The 24,683-nt window shown below is 72.2% G+C and carries 21 protein-coding genes and 1 pseudogene; 11 read left to right on the top strand and 11 right to left on the bottom strand.

Annotation, left to right across the window (positions count from 1 at the left end; translation table 11 throughout):
• Positions 1 to 26: 26 nt before the first annotated feature.
• Complete coding sequence (locus OHB56_RS18005) at positions 27 to 1,469, bottom strand: PLP-dependent aminotransferase family protein (RefSeq protein ID WP_406354420.1); 1,443 nt, start codon at positions 1,467 to 1,469, stop codon at positions 27 to 29.
• 158 nt (positions 1,470 to 1,627) lie between these two features.
• On the opposite strand from OHB56_RS18005, the gene OHB56_RS18000 reads away from it, so the two are divergent.
• Positions 1,628 to 2,119, top strand: coding sequence for a cupin domain-containing protein (locus OHB56_RS18000; protein WP_326753180.1), 492 nt, complete (start codon positions 1,628 to 1,630; stop codon positions 2,117 to 2,119).
• An 84-nt stretch (positions 2,120 to 2,203) separates the two neighbouring features.
• Here OHB56_RS18000 and OHB56_RS17995 read toward each other — a convergent pair whose 3' ends face one another.
• Positions 2,204 to 2,824, bottom strand: a complete 621-nt coding sequence (locus OHB56_RS17995; RefSeq protein WP_406359127.1) for a MerR family transcriptional regulator — start codon at positions 2,822 to 2,824, stop codon at positions 2,204 to 2,206.
• Positions 2,825 to 3,008: 184 nt separating this feature from the next.
• Between OHB56_RS17995 and OHB56_RS17990 the strand changes: the two genes are divergently transcribed.
• The 4 genes from OHB56_RS17990 (at position 3,009) to OHB56_RS17975 (ending at position 6,713) form a co-directional block, all read left to right on the top strand.
• A complete protein-coding gene (locus tag OHB56_RS17990) occupies positions 3,009 to 4,532 on the top strand; it encodes a flavin-containing monooxygenase (protein WP_406354418.1) in 1,524 nt (507 codons plus the stop codon).
• A complete protein-coding gene (locus OHB56_RS17985; RefSeq protein ID WP_406354416.1) occupies positions 4,529 to 5,491 on the top strand; it encodes an alpha/beta fold hydrolase in 963 nt (320 codons plus the stop codon). The genes OHB56_RS17990 and OHB56_RS17985 overlap by 4 nt, the downstream gene beginning before the upstream one ends.
• 11 nt (positions 5,492 to 5,502) lie before the next feature.
• Entirely contained in the window at positions 5,503 to 6,447 is a 945-nt protein-coding gene (locus OHB56_RS17980; RefSeq protein ID WP_326757033.1) for an SDR family oxidoreductase, read from the top strand.
• A gap of 86 nt (positions 6,448 to 6,533) precedes the next feature.
• On the top strand, positions 6,534 to 6,713 hold the full coding sequence (locus tag OHB56_RS17975; RefSeq protein WP_406354415.1) for a hypothetical protein: 180 nt from the start codon (positions 6,534 to 6,536) through the stop codon (positions 6,711 to 6,713).
• A 49-nt stretch (positions 6,714 to 6,762) separates the two neighbouring features.
• Here OHB56_RS17975 and OHB56_RS17970 read toward each other — a convergent pair whose 3' ends face one another.
• A complete protein-coding gene (locus OHB56_RS17970; protein ID WP_406354413.1) occupies positions 6,763 to 10,236 on the bottom strand; it encodes a S41 family peptidase in 3,474 nt (1,157 codons plus the stop codon).
• 259 nt (positions 10,237 to 10,495) lie between these two features.
• On the opposite strand from OHB56_RS17970, the gene OHB56_RS17965 reads away from it, so the two are divergent.
• The 5 genes and pseudogenes from OHB56_RS17965 (at position 10,496) to OHB56_RS17945 (ending at position 15,489) form a co-directional block, all read left to right on the top strand.
• The gene (locus OHB56_RS17965; RefSeq protein WP_326753175.1) at positions 10,496 to 11,095 is read left to right on the top strand and encodes a TetR/AcrR family transcriptional regulator; all 600 of its coding nucleotides are present in this window, start codon (positions 10,496 to 10,498) and stop codon (positions 11,093 to 11,095) included.
• A gap of 166 nt (positions 11,096 to 11,261) precedes the next feature.
• Positions 11,262 to 13,529, top strand: coding sequence for an MMPL family transporter (locus OHB56_RS17960; RefSeq protein ID WP_406354412.1), 2,268 nt, complete (start codon positions 11,262 to 11,264; stop codon positions 13,527 to 13,529).
• Between the two features lie 143 nt (positions 13,530 to 13,672).
• Positions 13,673 to 14,224: a YbaK/EbsC family protein gene (locus OHB56_RS17955; protein WP_406354411.1), complete on the top strand. Its 552-nt coding sequence runs from the start codon at positions 13,673 to 13,675 to the stop codon at positions 14,222 to 14,224.
• Positions 14,221 to 15,066: pseudogene (locus tag OHB56_RS17950) on the top strand (EamA family transporter). Before OHB56_RS17955 ends, OHB56_RS17950 begins: the two are co-directional and overlap by 4 nt.
• 138 nt (positions 15,067 to 15,204) lie before the next feature.
• Positions 15,205 to 15,489 carry a DUF1876 domain-containing protein gene (locus OHB56_RS17945; RefSeq protein ID WP_055596649.1) on the top strand — a complete coding sequence of 95 codons (285 nt, stop codon included), beginning with the start codon at positions 15,205 to 15,207 and terminating at the stop codon, positions 15,487 to 15,489.
• Between the two features lie 68 nt (positions 15,490 to 15,557).
• On the opposite strand, the gene OHB56_RS17940 is transcribed toward OHB56_RS17945, so the two are convergent.
• The 6 genes from OHB56_RS17940 to OHB56_RS17915 all read right to left on the bottom strand — a co-directional run bounded on the left by OHB56_RS17940 (position 15,558) and on the right by OHB56_RS17915 (position 20,533).
• Positions 15,558 to 16,736: a serine hydrolase domain-containing protein gene (locus OHB56_RS17940; protein ID WP_406359125.1), complete on the bottom strand. Its 1,179-nt coding sequence runs from the start codon at positions 16,734 to 16,736 to the stop codon at positions 15,558 to 15,560.
• A gap of 80 nt (positions 16,737 to 16,816) precedes the next feature.
• On the bottom strand, positions 16,817 to 17,269 hold the full coding sequence (locus tag OHB56_RS17935; RefSeq protein ID WP_326753173.1) for an organic hydroperoxide resistance protein: 453 nt from the start codon (positions 17,267 to 17,269) through the stop codon (positions 16,817 to 16,819).
• Between the two features lie 106 nt (positions 17,270 to 17,375).
• The gene (locus OHB56_RS17930; RefSeq protein ID WP_406354409.1) at positions 17,376 to 17,837 is read right to left on the bottom strand and encodes a MarR family winged helix-turn-helix transcriptional regulator; all 462 of its coding nucleotides are present in this window, start codon (positions 17,835 to 17,837) and stop codon (positions 17,376 to 17,378) included.
• Between the two features lie 95 nt (positions 17,838 to 17,932).
• A complete protein-coding gene (locus tag OHB56_RS17925; protein ID WP_406354407.1) occupies positions 17,933 to 18,700 on the bottom strand; it encodes an energy-coupling factor ABC transporter ATP-binding protein in 768 nt (255 codons plus the stop codon).
• On the bottom strand, positions 18,688 to 19,449 hold the full coding sequence (gene cbiQ, locus OHB56_RS17920; protein ID WP_406354405.1) for a cobalt ECF transporter T component CbiQ: 762 nt from the start codon (positions 19,447 to 19,449) through the stop codon (positions 18,688 to 18,690). The genes OHB56_RS17925 and cbiQ overlap by 13 nt, the downstream gene beginning before the upstream one ends.
• A 1-nt stretch (position 19,450) precedes the next feature.
• The gene (locus OHB56_RS17915) at positions 19,451 to 20,533 is read right to left on the bottom strand and encodes an energy-coupling factor ABC transporter permease (protein WP_406354404.1); all 1,083 of its coding nucleotides are present in this window, start codon (positions 20,531 to 20,533) and stop codon (positions 19,451 to 19,453) included.
• A gap of 197 nt (positions 20,534 to 20,730) precedes the next feature.
• Here OHB56_RS17915 and OHB56_RS17910 point away from each other — a divergent pair, with 197 nt between their 5' ends.
• Complete coding sequence (locus tag OHB56_RS17910; protein ID WP_406354402.1) at positions 20,731 to 21,102, top strand: SsgA family sporulation/cell division regulator; 372 nt, start codon at positions 20,731 to 20,733, stop codon at positions 21,100 to 21,102.
• A 73-nt stretch (positions 21,103 to 21,175) separates the two neighbouring features.
• Here the strand turns inward: OHB56_RS17910 and OHB56_RS17905 are convergent, their stop codons facing one another.
• Together OHB56_RS17905 and OHB56_RS17900 are read right to left on the bottom strand one after the other, a co-directional pair.
• Positions 21,176 to 22,846 (bottom strand): penicillin-binding transpeptidase domain-containing protein, encoded by a 1,671-nt coding sequence (locus tag OHB56_RS17905; RefSeq protein WP_406354400.1) that lies wholly within the window; start codon positions 22,844 to 22,846, stop codon positions 21,176 to 21,178.
• A 142-nt stretch (positions 22,847 to 22,988) separates the two neighbouring features.
• On the bottom strand, positions 22,989 to 24,641 hold the full coding sequence (locus OHB56_RS17900; RefSeq protein ID WP_406354398.1) for a penicillin-binding transpeptidase domain-containing protein: 1,653 nt from the start codon (positions 24,639 to 24,641) through the stop codon (positions 22,989 to 22,991).
• Positions 24,642 to 24,683 lie beyond the last annotated feature (42 nt).

Below are 24,683 nucleotides of genomic sequence, written 5' to 3'. Positions count from 1 at the left end.
CCCGTCCGGCCCCGCCCGCGCGGCCATCAGTCCCCGTCGGGCGGTGGAGGCAGAATGCCGCAGAGGGCGTCGAGCGCCGCCCCGAAACCGTGGTCGGGAGGTGCGGCATAGCCGACGACCAGGCCGTCGTGCGCGGGCATGGTGGCGGCTGGATGCCGGAAGCCGGCGAGTCCGTCCACGGCGATACGCTGCCAGGCGGCGGCCTTGGTCACCGACCGTTCGGTGCCGGGCGGCAGGCCCAGCACCGCGTGCAGCCCGGCGGCGACGCCCGTGAGCGTGACGTGCGGCGCCCGGCGGGCGAGAAGCGCGACGAGACGGTCCCTGCGGTCCCGGTAACGCTGCCGGGTCCGGCGGATGTGCCGGTCGTAATGGCCCGACTCGATGAAATCGGCGAGTGTCAACTGGTCCGTGACACCGGACCACGCCTCGCGTTCGCCCTTGACGCGCAGTACGGGCTCCACCAGGTGGTCCGGCAGGACCATCCACCCCAGCCTCAGCGCGGGGGAGAGGCTCTTGCTGAGCGAGCCCAGGTACACGACACGCTGCGGATCGAGACCCTGGACGGCGCCCACCGGCTCCCGGTCGTAGCGGAACTCCCCGTCGTAGTCGTCCTCCAGCAGCACGCCCCCGCTGCCGCGGGCCCAGTCCACGGCGGCGGCCCGCCGCTCGGGGTGGAGCGGTCCTCCCGTGGGGAACTGGTGGGCGGGGGTGAGCAGCGCCGCCCGTGCGCCCTTCAGCGCGAACAGCTCCGTGGTGCGCGCCCCGTGCTCGTCCAGCGTCAGCGGCACGGTCCGCACGTGCGCGTCCCGCAGGATCGACCGGTGGAACGGCAGTCCGTAGGACTCCACCGCCAGGGGGCCGCGCAGCACCTTCCCGCCGAAGAGGAGCCGCAGGGCGGACGCGAAACCGGAGCACACCACGATCGTCTCGGGGCTGGTGCGCACGCCGCGCGCACGTGACACGTACTCGGCCAGGGCACGTCGCAGCTCGGGCCGGCCGCGGGGGTCGCCGAGTCCGAACGCGTCGTTGGGCGCCGCGTTCAGTGCCCGCCGCGCGGCAGCCAGCCAGGCGCTACGGGGGAAGGCGGCGGCGTCGGGCAGGCCCTGCCGCAGGTTGTGGGCGGGCGGCCGGGAGCGTGCCGGCGCCGGTTTGGGCACCCGCGGGGAACCGACCGGCTTCGCCCTGGGCGCCACCCGCGTCCCCGACCCCTGCCGGGCGACCAGCCAGCCCTCGGCGACGAGTTCGGCGTAGGTCTCGGCGACGGTGTTGCGGGCCAGCCCGAGGTCGGCGGCGAGCGACCGGTAAGGAGGGAGCCGGGTGCCCGGCGCCAGCCGTCCGTCCCCTATCGCCTCGCGCAGCGCACGACCGAGCGTGGCACGGCGGCCACCGCCTCCGGTCATGTCCAGGTTCAGGTCCAAGTGCAGGTCACTGCCGATGCGTTCGGCCGGATTGACCCATGAATCAGCCACGGAAATGCACCCTACATGGGGTCTTTCGAGTGCATAGCGTGGTCGTCATGAGGGACGGGGCCCGGCGCGATGCCGGGGGCCGGACACGGCCCGGGGCCAACCCCCGCCGGCCCGCTCCCCGCAGTTCCACCGACCCGACCGCACCTGAGGAGAACCCCATGAACGCGTCCGCCCGCCCCGTCCTCGTCCGCGCCGGTTCCGCCGAGACGTTGCAGGACGGGGCCGCCAGCCTCATCACGCTGCTCGCCGACTCTGCCCAGACCCAGGGGGCGTTGACGGCCAACCGGGCCGGCCTGCGCAAGGGTTCTCCGGGTGCTCCTGCCCACTTCCACACCAAGGCGACCGAGATGTTCTTCGTGCTCGGCGGCAGCCTGCGGGTGCTGCTGGGCGACCGGATCGTCACCCTGGAGACCGGCGACTTCGTGACGGTGCCGCCGCGGCTGCCGCACGCCTTCGCTCCGGCCCGGGGGGAGGAGGCCGACGTGCTGGTCGCCTTCACCCCCGGTATGGACCGCTTCGACTACTACCGGCTGTTGGAGCGCGTGTACCGGGGTGAGGCCACCGTCGAGGACATCAAGGCCAGCTCCGAGCGGTACGACAACCACTACTACGTCAGCTCCCTCTGGCAGGCGGAGCTGGCCGGCGACTGAACGGCCGCGGGGCCGGGCTTGCCTGCGCCGTCAGGGGACACACCGATGGGCAGTGAGCACGCGGCTTTCGATCCTCGTCCGCGGTCAGACCTGTTCGTGCAGGCGGCGGTCCATCGCCAGGGAGAGTTCCGCGTCGACCACGCTGCGGGCCAGGGGGCGCAGGCGGTGGACGGCCTCCTCGGGGGCGTGGCGCAGGATCAGCTCGGCGAAGAGGTCGGCCATGGCCTCGGTGTGGGTGCGGACCTCCCGGCCCGCGCGCAGCACCTCCGCGAGCGGGATGCCCTCGCGGACCAGGGCGGACGAGACGTCCAGCAGACGGCGGCTGATGTGGACGATCTCCTCGCCGTCCGTGCCGAGGTAGCCGAGGTCCATCGCGGCGGCGAGGTTCTCCGGGGTGACCTCGCCGGCGAAGTGGTCGGCGAGCTCCTCGGGGGTGAGGCGGACGGGGGTCTCCTCGGTGGGGGTGCCCATGCCGAGGAGCTCCCCGACGTCGCGACCGTGGTCGAAGGCCTCGGCCAGTTCCGCTATGCCGTTCAGGGTGTGGCCGCGTTCCAGCAGCGCCGTGATCGTGCGCAGCCGGGCCAGGTGATGGTCGTCGTACCACGCTATGCGGCCTTCGCGGCGAGGCGGCGATATCAGCTTGCGCTCACGGTAGAAGCGCAGCGTGCGCACCGTGACGCCGGCCAGGCGGGCCAGCTCCTCCATGCGGTACTCGCGCCGCTCGCCTCGGGGTTCTGCTTCCTCTGCCACGTCAGCAGCCTAGGGCGTACCAGCGGTAACTTTCCTTGCGTGCCCCCTACCCATCAGTAGGCGACTGCCCTACTCTCCCCATTGCGCCAGTGTTCACTGGCGGGGTTCTCGGCGGTGCGTGAAGGCTGGAGGCTTGGGGATGGCCGTGCACGAGCACGTACGGGTCGCGGTGGTGGGGTCCGGGTTCGGCGGGCTGGGGGCCGCCGTGCGGCTGAGGCGAGAGGGGATCACCGACTTCGTCGTCCTGGAGCGGGCCGACAGCGTCGGCGGAACCTGGCGGGACAACAGTTATCCGGGATGCGCGTGCGACGTGCCGTCCCATCTGTACTCGTTCTCCTTCGCGCCCAACCCCGAGTGGCCGCGTTCCTTCTCCGGGCAGGAGCACATCCGCGCCTACCTCGAGCACGTCACCGACGTCTTCGGGCTGCGCCCGCACATCCGCTTCGACTCGGAGGTGAAGCGGATGGTGTGGGACACGGAGCGGCTGCGCTGGGACATCGAGACCGGCAGCGGCAGCCTCAGCGCGGATGTGGTCGTCTCCGCGACCGGGCCGCTGTCCGAACCGAAGACCCCCGACATCCCGGGGCTCGACACCTTCCCCGGCAAGGTCTTCCACTCCGCCCGCTGGGACCACGACTACGACCTGCGCGGCAAGCGGATCGCCATGGTCGGCACGGGCGCGTCGGCCATCCAGATCGTGCCGTCCGTCCAGCCGCAGGTCTCTCGGCTGACCCTCTTCCAGCGCACCCCGCCCTGGGTGCTGCCCCGCGTCGACCGGCCCATCAGCGGCGCCGAACGGGCCCTGCACCGGGCGCTGCCCTTCACCGCCCAGCTGCGCCGCGGACTGCTGTGGGGCGTGCGGGAGCTGCAGGTCCAGGCGTTCACCAAGCACCCGGGCGAGTTGGGCTTCGTGGAGCAGCTGGCCAAGCGCAACATGGCCCGTGCCATCAAGGACCCGGCCCTGCGCGCCCGGCTCACCCCCGACTACCGCATCGGCTGCAAGCGCATCCTGCTGTCCAGCACGTACTACCCGGCGCTCGCGCAGCCCAACGTGGACGTGGTCGACGGCGGCCTGAGCGAGGTCCGGGGGTCGACGGTCGTGGCGGCCGACGGCACCGAGGCCGAGGTCGACGCGATCGTGTTCGGGACCGGGTTCCACGTGACCGACATGCCCATCGCCGAGCGGGTCGTCGGCGCGGAGGGCAAGACCCTCGCCGAGACCTGGACGGGCGGCATGGAGGCGCTGCGCGGCGCCTCGGCCGCCGGGTTCCCCAACTTCATGACGCTCATCGGGCCCAACACCGGCCTCGGGAACTCCTCCATGATCCTCATGATCGAGTCCCAGCTGAACTACCTGGCCGACTACCTCCGCCAGCTCGACGTCCTCGGCGGCCGGGTCGCCCTCGACGCCCGCAGGAGCGCCGTCCGCGTCTGGAACCACCGGGTGCAGGAGCGGATGAAGCGCACGGTGTGGAACACCGGCGGCTGCACCAGTTGGTACCTGGACGCCGACGGCCGCAACACCACCGTCTGGCCGGGCACGACCGGTGAGTTCCGGCGGGCCACCCGGAGTGTGGACCTCACCGAGTACGCCGTCCTGCGGGCGGCGCCCGGGAGGAAGAAGGCCGCCGCACCCCACGAGAGCACCGAGGCGGTCGCGTGAGCCGGCCGAGGCACGTTTCCGCCGGGCCCTACGCCCCGCCCGCCCCTGCCCGCGAACTCACCGCCGTCTCCGCCGACGGCACCCGGCTGCACGTCGAACTGCACGGGCCCGACGGGGCGCCCGCGGTCGTCCTCGCCCACGGCTGGACCTGCTCGACCGCCTTCTGGGCGGCCCAGATCCGCGAACTCGCCGCCGACCACCGGGTGATCGCCTACGACCAGCGGGGCCACGGCCGCACCCCCGCGAGCCGGAACTGCAGCACCGACGCGCTCGCCGACGACCTGGAAGCCGTCCTGACCGCCACGCTCGCCCCCGGCGAACAGGCCGTGATCGCCGGGCACTCCATGGGCGGCATGACGGTGATGGCCGCGTCCGGCCGGCCCGCCTTCGTCGAGCACACGGGGGCCGTACTGCTGTGCAGCACCGGCAGTTCGCGGCTGGTCGACGAGTCGACGGTGCTGCCGCTCCCGCCGGGGCGGACACGGACCTGGCTGGTCCGGCGCGCCCTCGGCACGTCGGCCCCGCTCGGCCCGGTCACCCCGGTCGCCCGCCGCATCCTCAAGTACGCGACGCTGGGCCCCGGTTCGACGCCGCACATGGTCGAGGCGTGCGCCCGCATCGTGCACGCCTGCCCGCGCACGGTCCGCCGGTCCTGGTCGCACGTGCTCGGCCTGCTCGATCTCGAGTACGGCGTAGGGGAGTTGCGGGTACCGACGGCCGTCGTCGTCGGTACCGCGGACCGGCTCACCCCGCCGGTGCACGCGCGGGCGATCGCCTCCCGGCTGCCGCACTGCCTCGGACTCACCGAACTGCCCGGCATCGGCCACATGACGCCCGTCGAGGCGCCCGAAACGGTCACCGGGCGGATCCGGGAACTCGCCGCCGCCCACATCCCCGCGCCCCCCGCCGCCCCCGCCGCCCCCGTCACATCCGTTGCACCCGCCGAGGAGAGCGCATGAGTGGACAGCGCATGACCAGGGGCCGGCTCGAGGGTCGGGTCGCCGTCGTCACCGGAGCGGCCCGCGGGGTGGGGGAGTTGCTCGCCCGCAAGCTCTCCGCGCGCGGGGTGAAGGTGGCGCTCGTCGGGCTGGAACCGGACGCGCTCAAGCAGGTGTCGGCGCGGCTGCACAGCGAGAGCGACCACTGGCACGCCGACGTCACCGACCACGGGGCGATGACCCGGGTCGCGGCGGAGGTGAAGGAGCGGTTCGGACGGGTCGACATCGTGGTCGCCAACGCCGGTGTGGCCAACGGCGGTCCGTTCGCCGACTCCGACCCGGAGTCCTGGCGGCGCGTCATCGAGGTCAACCTGATCGGCTCGGCGGTCACCGCCCGCGCGTTTCTGCCGCTGCTGACCGAGAGCCGCGGCTACCTGCTCCAGGTCGCCTCGCTCGCCGCGATCACCCCGGCCCCGATGATGACCGCGTACTGCGCGTCCAAGTCCGGTGTGGAGGCGTACGCGCACAGCCTGCGGGCCGAGGTCGGGCACCTGGGGGTGCGGGTCGGCGTCGGCTATCTGTCGTGGACCGACACGGACATGGTGCGCGGCGCCGACCAGGACGAGGCGATGCGGGAGCTCAGGCGGCGGCTGCCGTGGCCGACGAACAAGACGTACCCGCTGGGTCCCGCGGTGGACCGGATGGTGGCCGGGATCGAGCGGCGCTCCAGCCATGTGTACGGGCAGTGGTGGCTGCGGGGGATGCAGGGCGTACGGGGTTACCTGCCCGGCGTGATCGGCACCGTCGGACAGCGGGAGGTGCGGCGGTTCGCGGACCGGTTCGCCGGCACGCGGACGGGACTGGTCGGAGCCGGCGGCAACGCCGACGAACAGCACCGGAGCGGACTCGCCACGGCGCCGGATCGTCCGGGAGCAGCGCCGGGACCTGCGGGAACGACTCCTGAGCACGCTGCGTGACTGATCGACATGCGCAGGGTGACCGCCCGTGTGAATCTGGTCGAGCAACAGCCCCCACACCCCAACGGGAGTGAACCCACATGGGTATGAAGGACAAGTTCCAGGACAAGGCCGAGCAGATGCAGGACCAGGCCAAGCAGAAGATGGGCGAGGCCAAGGAGCAGTCCCAGAAGCGCGGCCGAAGCCGTGAGGAGGACGCGGACAACCCGCAGCGCCGGCGGCAGCAGGAGTCCGAGGAACGCCGTCATCAGGACTACGACGCCTGACGTCGCGTACTGAAGCGGGAAGGGGTGCCTCCGTGGGAGGCGCCCCTTCTCATGTCGCCCTCGGCGGCAGCTTCGGACGGGAGCGGTCGGGGACGTCGCTGTAGGTCGGGGGCGTGGCCGGAGGCTCGGACTCCAGGAGTTCCAGGGCCAGTCGGACCGCGTCGTCCAGTACGGCGTACCGGCCCTCCGCCCAGTCCAGCGGGGTGCGCAGTGCCTCCAGGTCGGGGGCGACGCCCTTGTTCTCCACCGACCAGCCGTACGCGTCGAACCAGGCCGCGTTCATCGGCACCGTGATCACCGTGCCGTCCCCCAGCCGGTGCCGGCCGGTCATGCCGACCACCCCGCCCCAGGTGCGCTGCCCGACCACCGGCCCCAGCCTCAGCAGCTTGAACGCGGCCGTGATCATGTCGCCGTCGGAGCTGGTCGCCTCGTCCGCGAGGGCCACCACCGGCCCGCGCGGGGCGTTGGCCGCGTACGACACGGGCTGGGCGTCGCGGGTGAGGTCCCAGCCGAGGATGGTGCGGGTCAGTGTCTCCACGACGAGTTCGCTGATGTGGCCGCCGGCGTTGCCTCGCACGTCCACGATCAGGGCCGGGCGGGACACCTCCATGCGCAGGTCGCGGTTGAACTGGGCCCAGCCCGAGCCGCCCATGTCGGGGATGTGCAGATAGCCGCACCGGCCGCCGCTCAACTCCCGCACCACTTCACGCCGTTTGGCCACCCAGTCCTGGTAGCGCAGCGGACGCTCGTCGATCAGCGGGACCACGGCGACCCTGCGGGGCGGGCCCGCGCCCCCGGCCGGGGCGAACGTCAGCTCCACCGTCGTACCGCCCGCCCCCGCGAGCAGTGGATAGGGTCCGGCGACCGGGTCCACCGGGCGGCCGTCGACCTGGGTGAGGACGGCGCCCTCGCGGATGCCGGTGCCGGCCAGCGGAGAGCGGGCCCTGGAGTCCGAGGAGTCGCCGGGGAGGATCCGCCGGACCGTCCAACCGTGCTCGCGCGGCACGAGGTTGGCGCCGAGGAAGCCCTGACGGCGCTGGTAGTGCGGCGGGCCCTCGTTGCGGCGGGCGGCGGTGACGTAGGCGTGGGAGGTGCCGAGTTCGCCGAGGAGTTCACGCAGCAGGTCCGCGAACTCGTCGGGGGAGGCGACCCGTTCGACCAGCGGGCGGTACTGGGCGAGCACCGCGTCCCAGTCGATGCCGCACATGCCGGATTCCCAGAAGTAGGACCGGATCAGCCGCCCGGCCTCCTCGTACGCCTGCCGCCACTCGGCCCCCGGGTCGGCCTCGTGCAGGATGCGGCGGACGTCGATCCACACGGTGGAGTCGCTGTCGCCCGGCTCGGTCGCGGGCACCGCGCGCGGTTCGCCCTCGTCCGCGACGACCAGCCGGGTGCCGTCGCCGCTGACCGCGAAGAAGTCGAGGTGCTCGACGAGTTCGGACTTCTTCGCCCTGCTGATGGCGAAGTGCTCCAGCGTCGGCCGGCCGCTGGTGTCGTCCGGGTTGGCGAAGGTCTCGCCGAGCGCTCCCGAGATCGGCCAGCGCAGCCAGACCAGCCCGCCGCCCGAGACCGGGTGCAGCGCCGAGTACTTGGAGGCGGCAACCGGGAAGGGGGTGACCCTGTTCTCCAGGCCCTCGGTCTCGACGGTCACCGCGCCGCTTTCACCGAGGTCCTCGCCGTCGTCGGCCTCCACCGGGTCGAGGCCCCCGGCGGCCGGCCGGCCCTCGGGGCTGAGGGCGAAGGGGGAGGGGGTCGCCGACGACAGCGGCACCAGGTACGGGCGGCACCCCAGCGGGAAGGACAGGTCGCCGGTGTGCACGTCGTACACCGGGTCGAAGCCGCGCCAGGACAGGAAGGCCAGGTAGCGGCCGTCCCGGGTGAAGACCGGATTCTCGTCCTCGAAGCGGCCGTTGGTGACGTCGATGACCAGCCGGTCCTTCATCCGGGCCAGTTTGATCTGCCGCAGCGACCGCCCGATGCCGGGATGCGACCAGGTGAGCCACCCGCCGTCGGGCGAGAACGCGAGGTCGCGCACGGGGCCGTTGATGGACCGGATCAGCTCGGTGACCTGGGTGTCGGGGGCCACCCCCTCACCGGAACCTTCGCCGGAGCCGGAGCCGGAGCCGGAGCCGGAGCCGGAGCCGCCGCCGTCACCGCTCTCACCGCCTTCGGGGTTCTCGGTCTCCTCCCCCTCCCCCTCCCCCGCCTCCACGCTCTCCTCGCCGGTGCCGACGAGCAGCAGGCGCCCGTCGTGGGAGGCGACGGCCAGCTGCCCGCCGTCCGGGTCGGCGGCCATCTCCAGCACCCGGCCCAGCTTCCCCGAGGCCAGCCGCCGTGCGGGGCGGTGACCGCTCGCCCGGGGCAGGGAGGCGATCTCGATGGCGTCCTCGCCGTCGGCGTCCGTCACGTAGGCCACTCGTCCGCCCGCGCCGAGCATCTCCGGCAGCCGTACCCGTACGCCCGGGGTGTCCGTGAGGGTGCGGGCGGGGCCGTCGCGGTGGGTGAGCCAGTACAGGCTGCCGCGTACGACGACGGCGCTGGCCCGGCCCGTCTCGTCCACGGAGATGCCGTCCAGGTGGTGGGCGGCGGGCACCTGGTAGCGCCGCCGCCCCGCGCGCGGCCCGCTCAGCGTGACGTCGAGCCGGCGCGGTACGGAGCCCGGGGACAGGTCGTCGACGATCCACAGGTCACCGGCGCACTGGTAGACGACCCGGGTGCCGTCGCTGGACGCGTGGCGGGCGTAGAACGCGTCGTGATCGGTGTGGCGGCGCAGGTCGGAGCCGTCGTACGCCACGGAGTACAGGTTGCCGACGCCCTCGTGGTCGGAGAGGAAGGCGACCCGGCCGCCGACGAACATCGGGGAGTGCAGATGCCCGTCGATGCCACCGGTGCCGCCGGCCCCCTCGACGGCCGCTTTCGTCCCGCCCGCCGTTCCGTCCGCTTGCGTCCCGTCCGCCGTCCCGCCGAGCAGCCGCCGTCCGTGCAGCCACAGCCTGCCCGTCGCCCCGCCCCGGTACCGCTTCCAGGAGGCCGGTTCGTGCGGTGGGGTGCCGGTGAGCAGCAGGGTCTGCCGTTCTCCGCCGACGTCGGCGACCTGGAGGTCGGTCACCGGGCCCCAGGGCAGTTTGCGGCCCGGACTGCCGTCGGGGGAGAGCTTGTAGGCCCAGGTGAAGTACGAGAACGGCTCGCCGTGCGAGGCGACGGCGAGGATCTCGGCGTCCACGTCCCCGTTCGGGGGAGCCCAGCCGCAGACCCGGGTGTCGGAGGTGCCCCAGTAGGTGAGCCGGCGTCCGGGGCCGCCGTCCACGGGGACCAGGTGGATCTCGGGAGCGAGGCTGCGCCAGCTCGTGTACGCGATGTGGCGGCCGTCGGGGGAGAAGCGGGGATGGCCGAGTTTGGCGCGGTCGACGGTGAGCCGCCAGGCCCGGCCGCCCGGCGCGTCGAGCGGGGCGAGCCAGAGGTCGTCCTCGGCCACGAAGCACAGCAGGCCGCCGTTGAGATGGGGCAGGCGCAGATAGCTCACCCTTCCATGCTTTTCCGGGGGGCGGGCCTCAGCAACTCGTGCGGAATCGTGGCGGATTTCCTGACGTGACCCAGCACACGTACGAAACGGTTTCGTTCTCATAAGGTCTTGGGTACATTCGTCTTGTACGAATCCGCGCACGAGGCCGCATGCGAATCCGCGTATGCGACGGCGGACGTACGGCACTATGTGTACCGACGCGTGCCGTGCGGCGCGGTGGTACGTCCGACAGGGACGAAGGAGCGGGAAGGTGAGCGGGATGACCGAGGTCACGACCGTGCGGCGCAGCCGGATCACCCCCGAGCGCGAGGCCGAACTGTACGCGGCCGTGCTCGACCTGCTCCGCGAGGTCGGGTACGACGCCCTCACCATGGACGCCGTGGCCGCCCGCACCCGGTCCAGCAAGGCCACCCTCTACCGCCAGTGGGGCGGCAAGGCCGAGCTGGTGGTGAGAGCCATGCGTCATCAGAAGCCCGGCAGCATCGGCGACGTCGACACCGGTTCCCTCCGGGGCGACCTGCACAGCATCATCGGCCGCGAGGACGACTGCGTCATGGAGCAGAACGCCGCCCTGATGCGGGCGCTCGCCATGGCGGTGCACATGAACGACGACCTGCGGCGGGCCTTCAAGGACCTGCTCGTGGAACCCGAGGTCGATGAGTTCCAGAGGATCGTCCGGCGCGCGATCGAGCGCGGCGAGGTCCCGGCGGACAACCCGGCGTTGGACTACATGGTGCACATGCTCGTCGGCGCGTTCGCCACGCGGACGCTGATCGACGACCTGCCGCCCACACGGGAGTTCCTCATCTCGTACATCGACGCCGTGGTGCTCCCCGCCCTCGGCGTGTCCCCTCGCTGACCGGCACACCCCGACGGTCGGCGATCACCACCCGCATCACCCGTACCAACCCTCACCTCGGCACCACCATCCCCACCACCCCCACCTGACGGACGCCACCGCTCACGTCGTCGGGCTGATCTCCCCTGCCCTGAAGAATCCACGACCTGACCGGGAGTACTCCCACGTGGCCACTTTGCTCTACCGACTCGGCCGTTTCGCCTTCAGGCGACGGCACTTCACAGCCCTGTTCTGGGTGGCGCTGCTGGCGCTCGCCGGCGTCGGCGCGGCCGGCGCGCCCGTCGCGGGCAACACCTCGTTCTCCATCCCCGGCACCGAGGCCCAGAAGGCCTTCGACGTGCTGGAAGAACGTTTCCCCGGTGCCCGTGCCGACGGAGCGACCGCACGCGTCGTCTTCAAGGCGCCCGCCGGCGAGAAGATGACCGACGCCGGCAACAAGGCGATCGTCCGGGACACCGTCGAGGAACTCTCCGACGGCTCCGAGGTCGCCCGCGTCACCGACCCGTACCAGAGCGGAGGCGTCAGCAGGGACGGCACCGTCGTCTACGCCTCGGTGAGCTACCAGGTATCCGGCATGGAGCTGGAGGAATCCTCGCGCGACTCCCTCGAGGACGCCGCCGAGGGGGCCCGCGACGCCGGCCTGACCGTGGAGATCGGCGGTGACGCGCTCCAGGCCGTCCCGGAGACCGGTGCCACCGAGATCATCGGTATCGGTGTCGCCGCGGTCGTCCTGGTCATCACCTTCGGCTCGCTGGTCGCGGCCGGTCTGCCCCTGCTCACCGCCCTCATCGGCGTCGGCATCGGCGTCGCGGGCATCACCGCGCTGGCCTCGACGCTCGAACTCGGCTCCACCACGTCCATCCTGGCCACGATGATCGGCCTCGCCGTCGGCATCGACTACGCGCTGTTCATCGTCTCCCGCTACCGCGCCGAACTGGCCGAGGGCCGGGAACGCGAGGACGCGGCGGGACGCGCCGTCGGCACCGCGGGCTCCGCCGTCGTCTTCGCCGGTCTCACGGTCGTCATCGCCCTCGTCGGCCTGTCGGTCGTCAACATCCCGATGCTCACCAAGATGGGCATCGCCGCCGCCGTCACGGTCGCCATCGCCGTCCTGATCGCCCTCACCATGGTCCCGGCGCTGCTCGGGTACGCGGGCCGCAGGGTCCGCGCGGCGGGCGAGAAGGGCAAGCGGCGCGGGCGCGAGGCCCGCGAGGCCCGCGAGGACGAGGAGAAGGGGAACGGGACGGCGAAGGAGAAGGCGCAGCGCCCGAACATGGGCACCCGCTGGGCGCGCTTCGTCGTACGGCGCCCCGTGGCCGTCCTCCTGATCGGCGTCGTCGGCCTCGGCGCGGCGGCCATCCCGGCGTCCTCCCTGGAACTGGGCCTGCCCGACGACGGCTCACAGCCGACGTCCACCACCCAGCGCCGCGCCTACGACCTGCTCTCCGAAGGCTTCGGCCCCGGATTCAACGGCCCGCTCGTCGTCGTGGTCGACGCCAAGAACAGCGACGACCCGGACGCCGTCTTCCGGCAGACCGGCGACGACATCAAGGCACTCGACGACGTCGTCTCGGTGAGCCCGGCGGCACCCAACAAGGCCGGTGACACGGCGACGATCACCGTCGTCCCGGACTCCAAGCCCTCGTCCGTGGCGACCGAGGACCTGGTCCACGACATCCGGGACGCCGGCACGGGCCTCAAGGCCGACACCGGCGCGGACGTCCTGGTCACCGGTGCCACGGCGATGAACATCGACGTGTCGCAGAAGCTCAACGACGCGCTCGTCCCGTACCTGACCCTGGTCGTCGGGCTGGCGTTCCTGCTGCTGATCGTGGTCTTCCGGTCGATCCTGGTCCCGCTCAAGGCGGCCCTCGGATTCCTCCTGTCGGTGATGGCCGCGCTGGGCGCCGTGGTCGCGGTCTTCCAGTGGGGCTGGCTGTCCGGCCTGATGGGTGTGGAGGAGACCGGCCCGGTCATGTCGATGATGCCGATCTTCATGGTCGGCGTGGTCTTCGGACTGGCCATGGACTACGAGGTGTTCCTCGTGACCCGGATGCGGGAGGCCTACGTCCACGGCGAGAAGCCGGACGAGGCCGTGGTGACCGGCTTCCGGCACGGCGCCCGGGTGGTGAGCGCGGCCGCGGTGATCATGATGGCGGTCTTCGCCGGCTTCATCGGCTCCAGCGAGTCGATGGTCAAGATGATCGGCTTCGGTCTCGCCATCGCCGTCTTCTTCGACGCGTTCGTCGTCCGCATGGCGATCGTGCCGGCGGTACTGGCTCTGCTGGGCAAGAAGGCCTGGTGGCTCCCGAAGTGGCTGGACCGCGCCCTGCCCAACGTGGACGTCGAGGGCGAGGGCCTGCGCACCGAGGGCGACGCCGACGCCGGCGAGAAGGGCGGCAGCCCGGACGACCGGGACCTGGCCCGCGTCTGACAGCCGCACCACACCGCAGAACCAGCCGGTGAGGGCCCCGTGGGGACGGGGAGCCCTCACCGGCTTCCCCGTGCGCCCGACGTGCCCGCCGACGGGGACAACTCGGTCGCCCGGCCCCTGCGGCGACCGCTAGCGTGCCCCGCATGACGACAGCCGCCACTGACAACGAGGGCTCCACGGTCCACCCCCGATTCGCCGAGGCCCTGCGGGAGATGGGGCTCGCGGAGGTGATCGGGCAGGTCCGGCGCTTCCCCGACGCTGCTCGTACCGCCCCCGAGGCCGCCGCCGCGATCGGCTGCGAGCTCAGCCAGATCTGCAAGTCGCTGATCTTCGCGGCATGGGGGTCCTCCCTGCTCGAGGGGAGCCGAGGGCTTGGGGGAGGTGTACCGGTGCTGGTGCTCATGGACGGCGCCTCCCGGGTGGATCTGGAACGGGTTCGGCAGGAACTCGGCGCGCAGAAGGTCACCCGCGCGAAGGCCGACGTCGTACGGGAGACCACCGGGTACGCGATCGGCGGCGTACCGCCCTTCGGGCACCGCACCACGACCCGTGTCCTCGCCGACCGCTCCCTCCTCGACCACGAGCTCGTGTGGGCGGCGGCCGGCACCCCGTACACCGTCTTCCCGATGGAACCCAAGACACTGATCGCCCACGCCGGCGGCATCCTGGCGGACGTGCGCGAGCGCTCCGAGTGACCCCGCTGGTCACCGCGGCCGTCCTGCTCGCCGCGGTCACCCACGCCGGCTGGAACGCCATCGCGCACAGGATCACCGACAAGCTGGTCGGGTTCGCGCCGATCTCGGGCGGCGGGCTGCTGATCGGGCTGGCCATGGTGCCGTTCGTGCCGTTCCCGGCGGCCGGGGCGTGGCCGTACCTGTTCTGCTCGGCCGCCATCCACATCGCGTACTAAGCGCTGCTGATGAAGTCCTTCCGGCTGGGCGACTTCGGCCAGGCGTACCCCATCGCCCGGGGGAGCGCGCCCCTGGTCGTCACCGTCCTCGCCGCCGTCTTCGCGCACGAGGTGCCGGACGGCTGGGCCGCCGCCGGGATCGCCCTGTCCTGCGCGGGCCTGACCGGCGTCGCCCTGTGGGGGCTGCGCGGGCACCGGCCCGACTGGGCGGCCATCGGAGCGGCGCTGGCGACCGGACTGACCATCGCGGCGTACACGGTCGTCGACGGCCTCGGCGTCCGCGCCTCCGGTTCCCCCCTCGGCTACATCGCCTGGCTGATGGCGATCCAGGGCATGGTGATCCCGGCCTACGCCCTCTGGCGCCTGCGGCGGCGGGCGAGCGCCCTGCTCCGGCCGCACGCCGGCCTCGGACTGCTCGGCGCCGCACTGTCGGTCACCGCGTACGCACTCGTCCTGTGGGCCCAGACCCGGGCCGCGCTGGCCCCCGGCGCGGCCTTGCGGGAATCCTCGATCATCGTCGGTGCGGCGATCGGGGCCCTGTTCTTCAAGGAGCGCTTCGGCGCCCCGCGCATCGCCGCGGCCGGGCTGCTGGTCGTCGGGATCGGGCTGATGCTGCGTGCGGGGTAGGCCGGGCGGGCTGCTTCGACGTCCGCACGGGGGAATGGACCGCTCGCCTCCAGGAGCGCGTCGCGCTCCGGGCAGGTGCGCCCGGCCGGTGCGGGGCGCACCCTGGAACCAGGGAGCAGGTTTCCGGAGGTGACTGTCATGACGCACACCATGCGCACCACCGTGGGGTGGCACGTCGAGATGGAGTTCATGGAGGACGGCCAGCACACGCGGGCGGCGGCGCTGGTGCGCCTGCCCGATGGGACCGAGGTGCGGGGCCACGGGCACGCGAGCCGGCACCGGGTGGACGAGAACCAGCCCAGGGTCGGGGAGGAGGTCGCCGCGGCCAGGGCGCTCAACGAGCTCGCGATGCAGCTGCTGACCAAGGCGCACGACGAGATCGACGCGGCGTCGGGCCGCACCTCGCACCCGATCCACGTCTGAGCGACGACATAGGAAGGACGGCGTACGAGCGACGGCGTACGAGCGATGATGTCCGAGCGACGGCCCGGCTAGCCGAGGACGACGGAGCGCACCGCCCGTACCAGTGCCTGGGCTCTCGGGTCCGCCGTCACGGTCCTGCGGAAGCCGTTGGTGACGTAGCCGAAGGCGATGCCCGTCTCCGGGTCGGCGAAGCCGAGGGAGCCGCCGCGGCCGGGGTGGCCGAAGGAGCCCGGGGCCAGGAAGGGCGACGCGCCGCCGTGCAGCATGTAGCCGAGGCCGAAACGGGTGCCGACGACCAGGACGCGGTCCGGGCCCGCCGACTCCTCGGCACGGGCGCGTGCGACGGTGGCCGGGTCGAAGAGGCGTACGCCGTCGACCTGCCCGATGAGCGAGGCGTAGAAGCGGGCCAGCCCGTCCGCCGTCGTGATGCCGTTGGCCGCGGGGTGCGGCACCGCGCGGAACTCCGGGTCGTTGTGGTCGGGGAACGGGTCGATCGCGGCGAAGGCCCGGCGGGTGACGGAGGCGGGGTCGTCGTAGGCCTCGGTGACCGAGCGCTTGGGCCGGGCGCGCAGCGCGCCGGACGGCTCGGGCCCCTCGACCGGGCCGGCCCTGCCCACCCGGCCGGCCTCCGTGTCCGGCAGGCCCAGCCAGAAGTCCAGCCCCAGGGGAGCGGCGATCCGTTCCGCGATCCACTCACCGGCGCCCCGGCCCGACACCCGCCGTACCAGCTCGTCCAGCAGCCAGCCGTAGGTGAGGGCGTGGTAGCCGTGGTCCGTGCCCGGCTCCCACACGGGCGCCTGGGCGGCGACGGCCTCGGCGCCCCGCAGCGGGTCGAGCGCTTCCCGAGGGGTGAGCGGGCGGTCGAGGAGAGGGAGCCCGGCCCGGTGGTTCAGCAGGTGCCGGACGAGCACCCCTTCCTTGCCCCGGGCCTTGAACTCGGGCCAGTAGTGGCCGACGGGCGCGTCCAGGTCCAGCTCGCCGTACTGGTGGAGCAGCAGGGGTACGGCGGCGGCGACGCCCTTCGTTGCCGAGCGCACGACCTGGGCCGTGCCCCGCTGCCACGTGGCGGCGCCGTCGCCGTCGGCCTCGCCGTCGACGTCCTTCGCGCCGGCCCACAGATCGACGACCCGCTGCCCGTCCCGGTACACGGTGACGGCCGCGCCCCGGTCCCCGAGCGTCTCGAAGTTCCGGACGAACGCTTTCCGGACCGGTTCGAAGCCCTCGGCCACTGTGCCGTGCACATCCACGCCCACGTCCGTCGGTTCCTTCCACGCGCCTGCACCAGTGGGTGCAACCGCCTCCGTCCGCCTGCGATTCCTGGGCCGTGCTAGCCGAGCACGATCGTTACGTCGATGTTGCCGCGCGTGGCGTTGGAGTACGGGCAGACCTGGTGGGCCGCGTCCACCAGCTTGGCCGCGAGGTCGGGGTCGAGGACCGGGAGGGAGACGCTCAGGGCGACCGCGAGGCCGTAGCCGCGCTGCTTGTTGGGGCCGATGCCGACCTTCGCGGTGACCGTGGAGCCGGTGAGGTCGTAGCCGGCGCGGTTGCCCACGAGGATGAGCGCGTTGTGGAAGCAGGAGCTGAAACCGGCCGCGAACAGCTGCTCCGGGTTGGTGCCGTTGCCGTCGCCGCCCAGCACGGGGGGCATCGCGACCTTCAGCTCGAGGTGGCCGTCCTGGCTGGTGACATAGCCGTCCCGGCCGCCGTGCGCGGTGGCCTCGGCGACGTACATGATCTTCGTCGGGCGGGTGTCGGTGGCGACAGCGGTGTCGTCAGTCATGGCTGGGCCTTCCCCGGATCGGGTGTGCGCAAATACATCGTGCACAAGGTACTGGCCGGTAGTAAGTCGCTGTCGTCAGGGGGGAGTTACCGGGGGTAGCTCGTGGTCAGCGGGACCGTTCCGCTGCCGCCTCCGCCCGCCGGGCCAGTTGCCGCAGCTCCTCACGGAGTCTCACGACCTCGGCGCCCTTGAGCCCGGTCGCCGCGAGCAACGTGCCGGGCACCCGGGCCGCGCGCTCCCGCAGTTCCTCCGCGCGTCCGGTGCACGCGATCAGCACCGAGCGCTCGTCGTGCGCCGCCCGCTCCCGGCGGACCAGACCCGCGCCCTCCAGCCGTTTCAGCAGGGGTGACATCGTGCCGTAGTCGAGACGCAGGGCCGACGCCAGCTCCTTGACCGTCGTCTCACCCCGCTCCCACAGCACCAGCAGCACCAGATACTGCGGATACGTCAGGCCCAGCTCGTCGAGGAGCGGGCGGTACGCGGCTGTCACCGCGCGCTGGGCGGCGTACAGCGCGAAGCACAACTGTTCGTCCAGCAGCAGCGAGCCCTCGGTCTCCTCGTCGGTCACGCGCCCATTGTCACGGACTGCCGGGAGGCAGGGGCACCCGGGCGTCAAGGAGGGCCGGGAGTCGCGGACGGCCGCGTGTCACGGACGGCCGGGTGTCACGGACGGTCGGGCGTGGCCGCCACCGACCGTGGGTCGAAGCCGAAAGGCAGTTCCAGGCGGTGTGCGCGCATCAGAGCGTCGTCGGCGAGCAGGTCGGCGGTCGGACCGTCCGCGGCGATGACGCCGTCGCTGAGGATCAGGGCGCGCGGGCACAGCTCCAGGGCGTACGGCAGATCGTGGGTGACCATCAGGACGGTCACGCCGAGCGAGCGCAGGATGTCGGCGAGTTCGCGGCGGGAGGCGGGGTCCAGGTTGGACGACGGCTCGTCCAGGACCAGGATCTCCGGCTCCATCGCCAGCACCGTCGCCACGGCCACCCGCCGGCGCTGGCCGAAGGAGAGGTGGTGCGGGGGCCGGTCCTTGAACCCGGCCATGCCGACCAGGGCCAGCGCCCGGTCGACCCGCTCCTCCAGCTCCTGGCCCCTGAGCCCCGCCGCCGCCGGACCGAACGCCACGTCCTCCCGCACGGTCGGCATGAAGAGCTGGTCGTCCGGGTCCTGGAAGACGATGCCGACCCGGCGCCGGATCTCGGCCATGTACCGCTTGCCGACGGGCAGTCCGGCGACGGTGACGGTGCCGGTGCCGCCGGTCAGGATGCCGTTGAGGTGCAGCACCAGGGTCGTCTTGCCGGCGCCGTTCGGGCCGAGCAGCGCGACCCGCTCGCCGCGCGCGATCGAGAAGCCGACGCCGAACAGGGCCTGGTGGCCGTCCGGGTAGGCGAAGGCGAGGCCGGAGACCTCCAGAGAAGCTGTCACAGCACCCATCCCAGTACGCAGACGACGAGGGCGGCGGACGGGAGGGCCAGCGCGTACGACCACTGTGCCCGGGACACGGCCACTTCGTCGATGACCGGCATCGAACCGGAGTAGCCGCGGCTGATCATGGCCAGGTGCACCCGCTCGCCGCGCTCGTAGGAGCGGATGAAGAGCGCGCCCGCCGACTTCGCCAGCACACTCCAGTGCCGGACACCGCGCGTCTCGAATCCGCGGGACTCACGGGCGATCCGCATGCGCCGCATCTCGTCGGTGATCACGTCGCCGTATCGGATCATGAACGAGGCGATCTGCACCAGCAGCGGCGGCAGCCGCAGGTGCTGCAGGCCGAGGAGCAGCTCGCGCAGCCCGGTCGTCGCGGCCAGCAGGACGGAGGCGGCGACGCCCAGGGTGCCCTTGGCCAGCACGTTCCAGGCGCCCCAGAGCCCGTTGACGCTCAGGGACAGCCCGAGCACGTCGATGCGCTCGCCCTCCGCCACGAACGGCATGAGCACCGCGAAGGCGACGAACGGCACCTCGATCAGTAGCCGTTGGAGGACGAATCCGGCCGGGACGCGGGCTGCGTACGCGACGAGGCCGAGCAGCACGGCGTACACCCCGAACGCCCACATCGCCTCGCGCGGGGTGGACACCACGACCACCACGAAGGCGAGGACCGCGGCGAGCTTGGCGTGCGGCGGCAGGGCGTGCACGGGGGAGTGTCCGTGCCGGTACAGCCGGTGGGCGTGGCCGGCGCCCATGTCAGGCGCTCGTGCCGGTGTTCGTGTGCGCCGGCGAGGTCGTGTCGGCCTTCTCGCCCGCGCGCCGCCTGCGGACCGTCCAGAAGACGCCGGTGCCCGCGACGACCGTGGCACCGACGCCGATCACGCCCGCGAGTCCGCCGGAGATCCGGGCGTCGTCGACGTCCTTGACGCCGTAGTCGGCGAGCGGGGAGTCGGCGGCGTCGTGCTCCTCGGCCTTCTCGTCGATGCCGTGGTCGGTGGCGACCCTCTCCAGGCCGTCCGGGTCGGCGGATGCGTAGAAGCTGACGAATCCGGCGAGAACCAGGGAGGTGACCAGGCCGCCGATCCAGACCCCGCGCGGGGATCGCGCGGCGGTCGGGGCCCGCCGCGGTTCGGCTTCGGCCACCGGGGCGTCGACCAGTTCGCCGTCCACCCGCAGCTTGAGCCTTCGCTCCAGGCCGCGCGCCCCGTACACCAGGTCCGGGCGGACGGCGATGACGGCGCCGACGGTCATGGCCGTGATCACGGCCTCGCCGAGGCCGATCAGGAGGTGGACGCCCACCATGGCGGTGGCGACCCTGCCGATCGCGACATCGGTGGTGCCTCCGATCGCGTAGATCAGGGTGAAGACGAGCGCGGAGGCCGGGACCGAGACCAGGGCGGCGACGAAGGACGCCGCGGTCACCGACCGGCGAGTGCGCGGCAGTATCCTCACCAGCCCGCGGAACAGCGTGTACGCGACGGCCGTCGTGACGATCGCCATGCAGGTGACGTTCACGCCGAGCGCGGTCAGGCCGCCGTCGGCGAAGAGGATCGCCTGCATGAGCAGGACGACGGAGATGCACAGGACCCCTGTCCAGGGGCCCACGAGGATCGCGGCGAGCGCGCCGCCGAGCAGATGGCCGCTGGTGCCTCCCGCGACCGGGAAGTTCAGCATCTGCACGGCGAAGACGAACGCCGCCACGAGGCCGGCCAGCGGCGCCGCCCGCTCGCTCCCGAGTTCACGGCGCGCGCCGCGCAGACTCACGGCCACGGCGCCGGCGGCGACCACCGCGGTGGCGGCGGACACGGGGGCGTTGATGAATCCGTCAGGGACATGCACTGTTCGATGATGCTTGCTCCTGCAAGATGGTCGCAAGAGCGAGTCGTTCGTCTTGGTGCGCCCTTGACCGTGCCCGCTTCCGCTCCCGCGCCCGTGACCGCTCCTGTACGGAGAGTCGGATCCCGGAATCTGTGCGACATTGGAGGGAGGGCGGGTATACGGCTTTCGTACAGGTAGCGCACCGTAAGGGGCCACTCATGAACGTAGTCGAGCAGTACGCACGCGCCCAGATCGTCACGGACACGGACGCCCCCCAGGCCATGGACCGAGGAGCGGTGCCGGTCAGGCTGAGCTACGACCCCGAGCGCGACCCCCGAACCGTGGGGGTGAGGCTGACCGGCACCCCCACCCGTGAGTGGACCCTGCCCCGTGACCTGCTCGAACAGGGGCTGCGCACCCCCGTGAGCAGCGGTGACGTGCAGGTGTGGCCGTGCGGCCGCGTGCAGACGGTCGTGGAGTTCCACTCGGCACAGGGGGTGTCGGTGGTGCAGTTCGAGACGAAGGCCCTGACGCGGTTCCTGCGACGCGCGTACGCGGCCGCGGCAGCCGCCGAACCGGTCCCGCACTGACGGACGGACGGCCCCGCTGATCCGGGAGAGGCCCCCCGGATCAGCCACCGGTAAGTCGCCGGTCAGCCGCCGCTCAGCCGCCGAGCTTCAGCAGGCTCGCCACGATCGGGCCCGCCGTCTTGCCCCCGTGGCCGGCCGCCTGTACGACGCCCGCCGCCGCGAGGTCCCCGCGGTACGCGGTGAACCAGCCGTTGGGCTTCTTCTGACCGTCGACCTCCGCCGATCCGGTCTTCGCGCCCTTGTCACCGCTCACCCCGGCCATCGCCGTCGCCGCGGTGCCGCTGGTCGCCGTGTACGACATGAGCTGCCGCAACTGCGTCACGGTCCCGGCCGACATGGTGCGCGAGGCGGTGGCCAGCTTCCGTCCGTCCACCTCCGGTGACACCAGGTACGGCTGGTGGAACGCGCCCGCCTTGACCGTCGCCGACACCGACGCCATGTTCAGCGGGTTCATCCGCACGCCGCCCTGGCCGATCAGGGAGGCGGCCATGGGGGCGTCCTTCTGCACCGGCACCGAGCCGTCGAAGGACGAGACCCCGATCTGCCAGTCGTCGCGCGCGAGCCCGAAGACCTGCTGGGCCTGCCGGGTCAGGTCGTCGTCCTTCAGCTCGGGCGCCTGGCTGATGAAGGCGGTGTTGCAGGAGGCGCCGAAGCTGTCGCGGAACGTACCGCCCTTGATCTCGAACTTGTCGAGGTTCTGGAACTTCCAGCCGCCGTAGCTGGAGTACTTCGGGCACGGGTGCTTCTCGTCGATGGACGCGAGGCCCTTCTCGATCAGCAGCGAGGCCGTGAGGACCTTGAACGTCGAACCCGGGGCCAGCGACCCCTGGAACGCGGTGTTGAACCCGCGCGAGGAGTTCGCGGCGGCGAGGATCTCGCCGGTCGACGCACGCATCACCACCACCGACGCCTTGGCCTTCTTGGCCACCTGCTCCTCGGCCGCCGCCTGGAGTTTCGGGTCCAGCGTGGTCTTCACCGTGCCGGGGATGCCCTTGCTCAGTTCCAGCACGGTCTTGTCGGAGGCCTCCGCCTTCTTGGACTCCTTGCCGCGGACGACCCGCAGCTCGATGCCGGCCTCGCCGCCCGCCGTCTTCCCGTACTTCTCGCGCAGCCCGTCGAGGACCGGACCCAGGGACGGGTAGGTCCCGGTGGTCAGCTCGCCGCCGTCCCGGTCCAGTGCCTTGATCGGCGGGGTGTCCGTTTCGCCCGCGACCAGTTTGTCGCCGTCCTTGAGGTCGGGGTGCACGACCGTGGGCTGCCACGCGACCCGCGGTTCGCCGTCCCCGTCCCGGCGTACGACGGTCAGCTTGCTGTCGTACGCCAGTGGCTCGGCGATCTTCTTGTACGCCACCGTGCCCTTGACAGAGAACGGGACCTCGGCGCCGGTGCGGGCGCCGGCGGTGAGGGTGACGTCCTTGACGCGGGCGTCCTCGGCGTAGCCGGTGAGCAGGGCGGTGGCCGCCTCCGGGTCGTCGGTGGCGTCGGCGGCCTCGCTCACCTCGCCCTGCTGCCAGGCGGTGAGGAAACGGTCGGCCGCGGTGGTGATCTCGGCGGCGGACAGCGGGCCGCTCTTGGCCTTGGCCTGCTGGGTGGCCGAGGTCCGGGTGCCGTCCCCGGTTCCGGACCCGCCCCCGAACAGCGCGTAGGCACCGAATCCGGCACCCCCGACGACGACGGCGATCACTCCGCCGAGCACGGCGGGGTTGGTCTTCCGTCGCTCGGCGACGCGCTTTCTGTTGCCCACTGCTGTTCGATCCTCCGCAAAGTCCGCCGGACTGCCGGCTGTACTGTCATGCCGTCATATGGTCATACAGGGCCGATGGGCATCGATGCGCCCAGGCCAATGACGGCCCCCAGCCTAGAGTCCCGTCTTCCGTGCGTCGCGGTCAGCCGCCCGCTCGTAGCACAGCTGCGACAATCGGACCGGCCGCGTCGCCGCCGTGGCCGCCCTGCTGGGTCATGGCCGCCGCCGCGACGTCGCCCCGGAAGCCGGTGAACCAGCTGTCGGAAGTGGCGTTGCCGTCGACCTCGGCGGAGCCGGTCTTCGCGCCGATGTCGCCGCCGAGACCGGACATGGCCTCTGCTGCGGTGCCCTGGGTGGCCGTCAGGCGCATCATCTGCTTCACCTGGCTCGCGGTGCCCGCCGGCAGACCCTTCGCCTGCGCCAGCTGCCGGCCGTCGAGCTCCGGGGAGACGAGGTACGGCTGGCGGAAGGTACCGGTGATGGCGGTGGCCGTCACCGACGCCATGTTCAGCGGGTTCATCTGCACTTGGCCCTGGCCGATGGCGTTCGCCGCGCGGTCCGGGCCGCTGACGGCGGGGACGCTGCCGTCGAAGGAGACGACGCCGGTCGCCCAGTCGTCCCGGCCGAGCCCGAACCGCTCCTGCGCCTCCTGGGTGAGGGAGGCGTCGGTCAGCGGTTCCTCGTCGATGAGCTTGATGAAGGCGGTGTTGCAGGAATGCCGGAAGCTGTCGGCGAGGGTGGCGCCCTCGTTCGGCTCCATGCCGGTGATGTTCTTGAAGGTCTGGCTCTGCCAGGTCGCGGTGGGCGGGCAGGGCGCCGGGCCGTTCATCGAGGTCACCCCGTTGTCGATGAGCATGGCCGCGGTGATGATCTTCATGGTGGAGCCGGGGGCGACCCGGCCCTGGAACGCCGCGTCGAACCCGTCCTCGCGATGGTTGGCCACGGCCAGCACCTCGCCGGTGCTCGGCTGCACGGCCACCACCGACGACTCGGCGAACCCCTTCACCGCCTTCTCGGCGGCGGCCTGCACGCCCGCGCTGAGCGTCGTACGCAGCTTGCCGGGCTTGCCCTTCGCGAGCGTCACCAGCGTGGAGTCCGCGGCGCCCGCCCCGCCCGCGGCACCGTCGGCGTGCCGGATCGTCAGCTCGACGCCGGGGCTGCCGCCCGCCTTGTCGCCGTACTTCTCGCGCAGGGTGTCCAGGATCGGGCCGAGAGAGGGGTACTCCTCCTTCGTCAGCACTGTGCCGTCCCGGCCCACGGCCTCGATCGGCGGCTGCGCGGTCTCCCCGGTGACCAGGGTGTCGCCCTCCTTGAGCTCCGGGTGGACGACCGACGGCTCCCAGTCGACCAGCGCCCGCCCGGTGGTCTGCCCACGCACGACGGTCAACTCGCTCTTGTAGGCGAGCGGTTCGGACTTCCCGTCGTACGAGACGGTCGCCTTCACGCTGAACGGCACGGTGGTGCCGGCGGGCGTCCCGGGCGTGATCTCGACGTCGGCTATGCGGGCGTCCTCGCCGTAGGCCGCCAGCAGCGGGGCGGCGCCCTCGGCGTTGTTCGTGTACGACGCCGCCTGTGCCGCCTCCCCCTTCTCCCAGGCCGCGAAGAACGTCCCGCTCGCCTTCTCGACCTCCCCTTTGTTCGGCGGCCCGGACTTCTTCGTCACGGCCGCGTCCGGACCGCCGCCGCCTCCGTCGCCGTTCACCGCCGACACGATGTTGTAGACCCCGTACCCGGCTCCGCCCACCATCACCGCGAACACACCACCGACGACGGCGGTCTTGACCCCCTTGCCCATCGGGCGTTCCCCTCCCCGCCGGACCCCCCACGTCTTCTGAAC

The sequence above is a fragment of the Streptomyces sp. NBC_01635 genome (assembly GCF_045209715.1).
Taxonomy (GTDB): Bacteria; Actinomycetota; Actinomycetes; order Streptomycetales; family Streptomycetaceae; genus Streptomyces; species Streptomyces hirsutus.
Note: the sequence above shows the minus strand (reverse complement) of the source record. Positions and strands in the feature narration are given on the sequence as shown.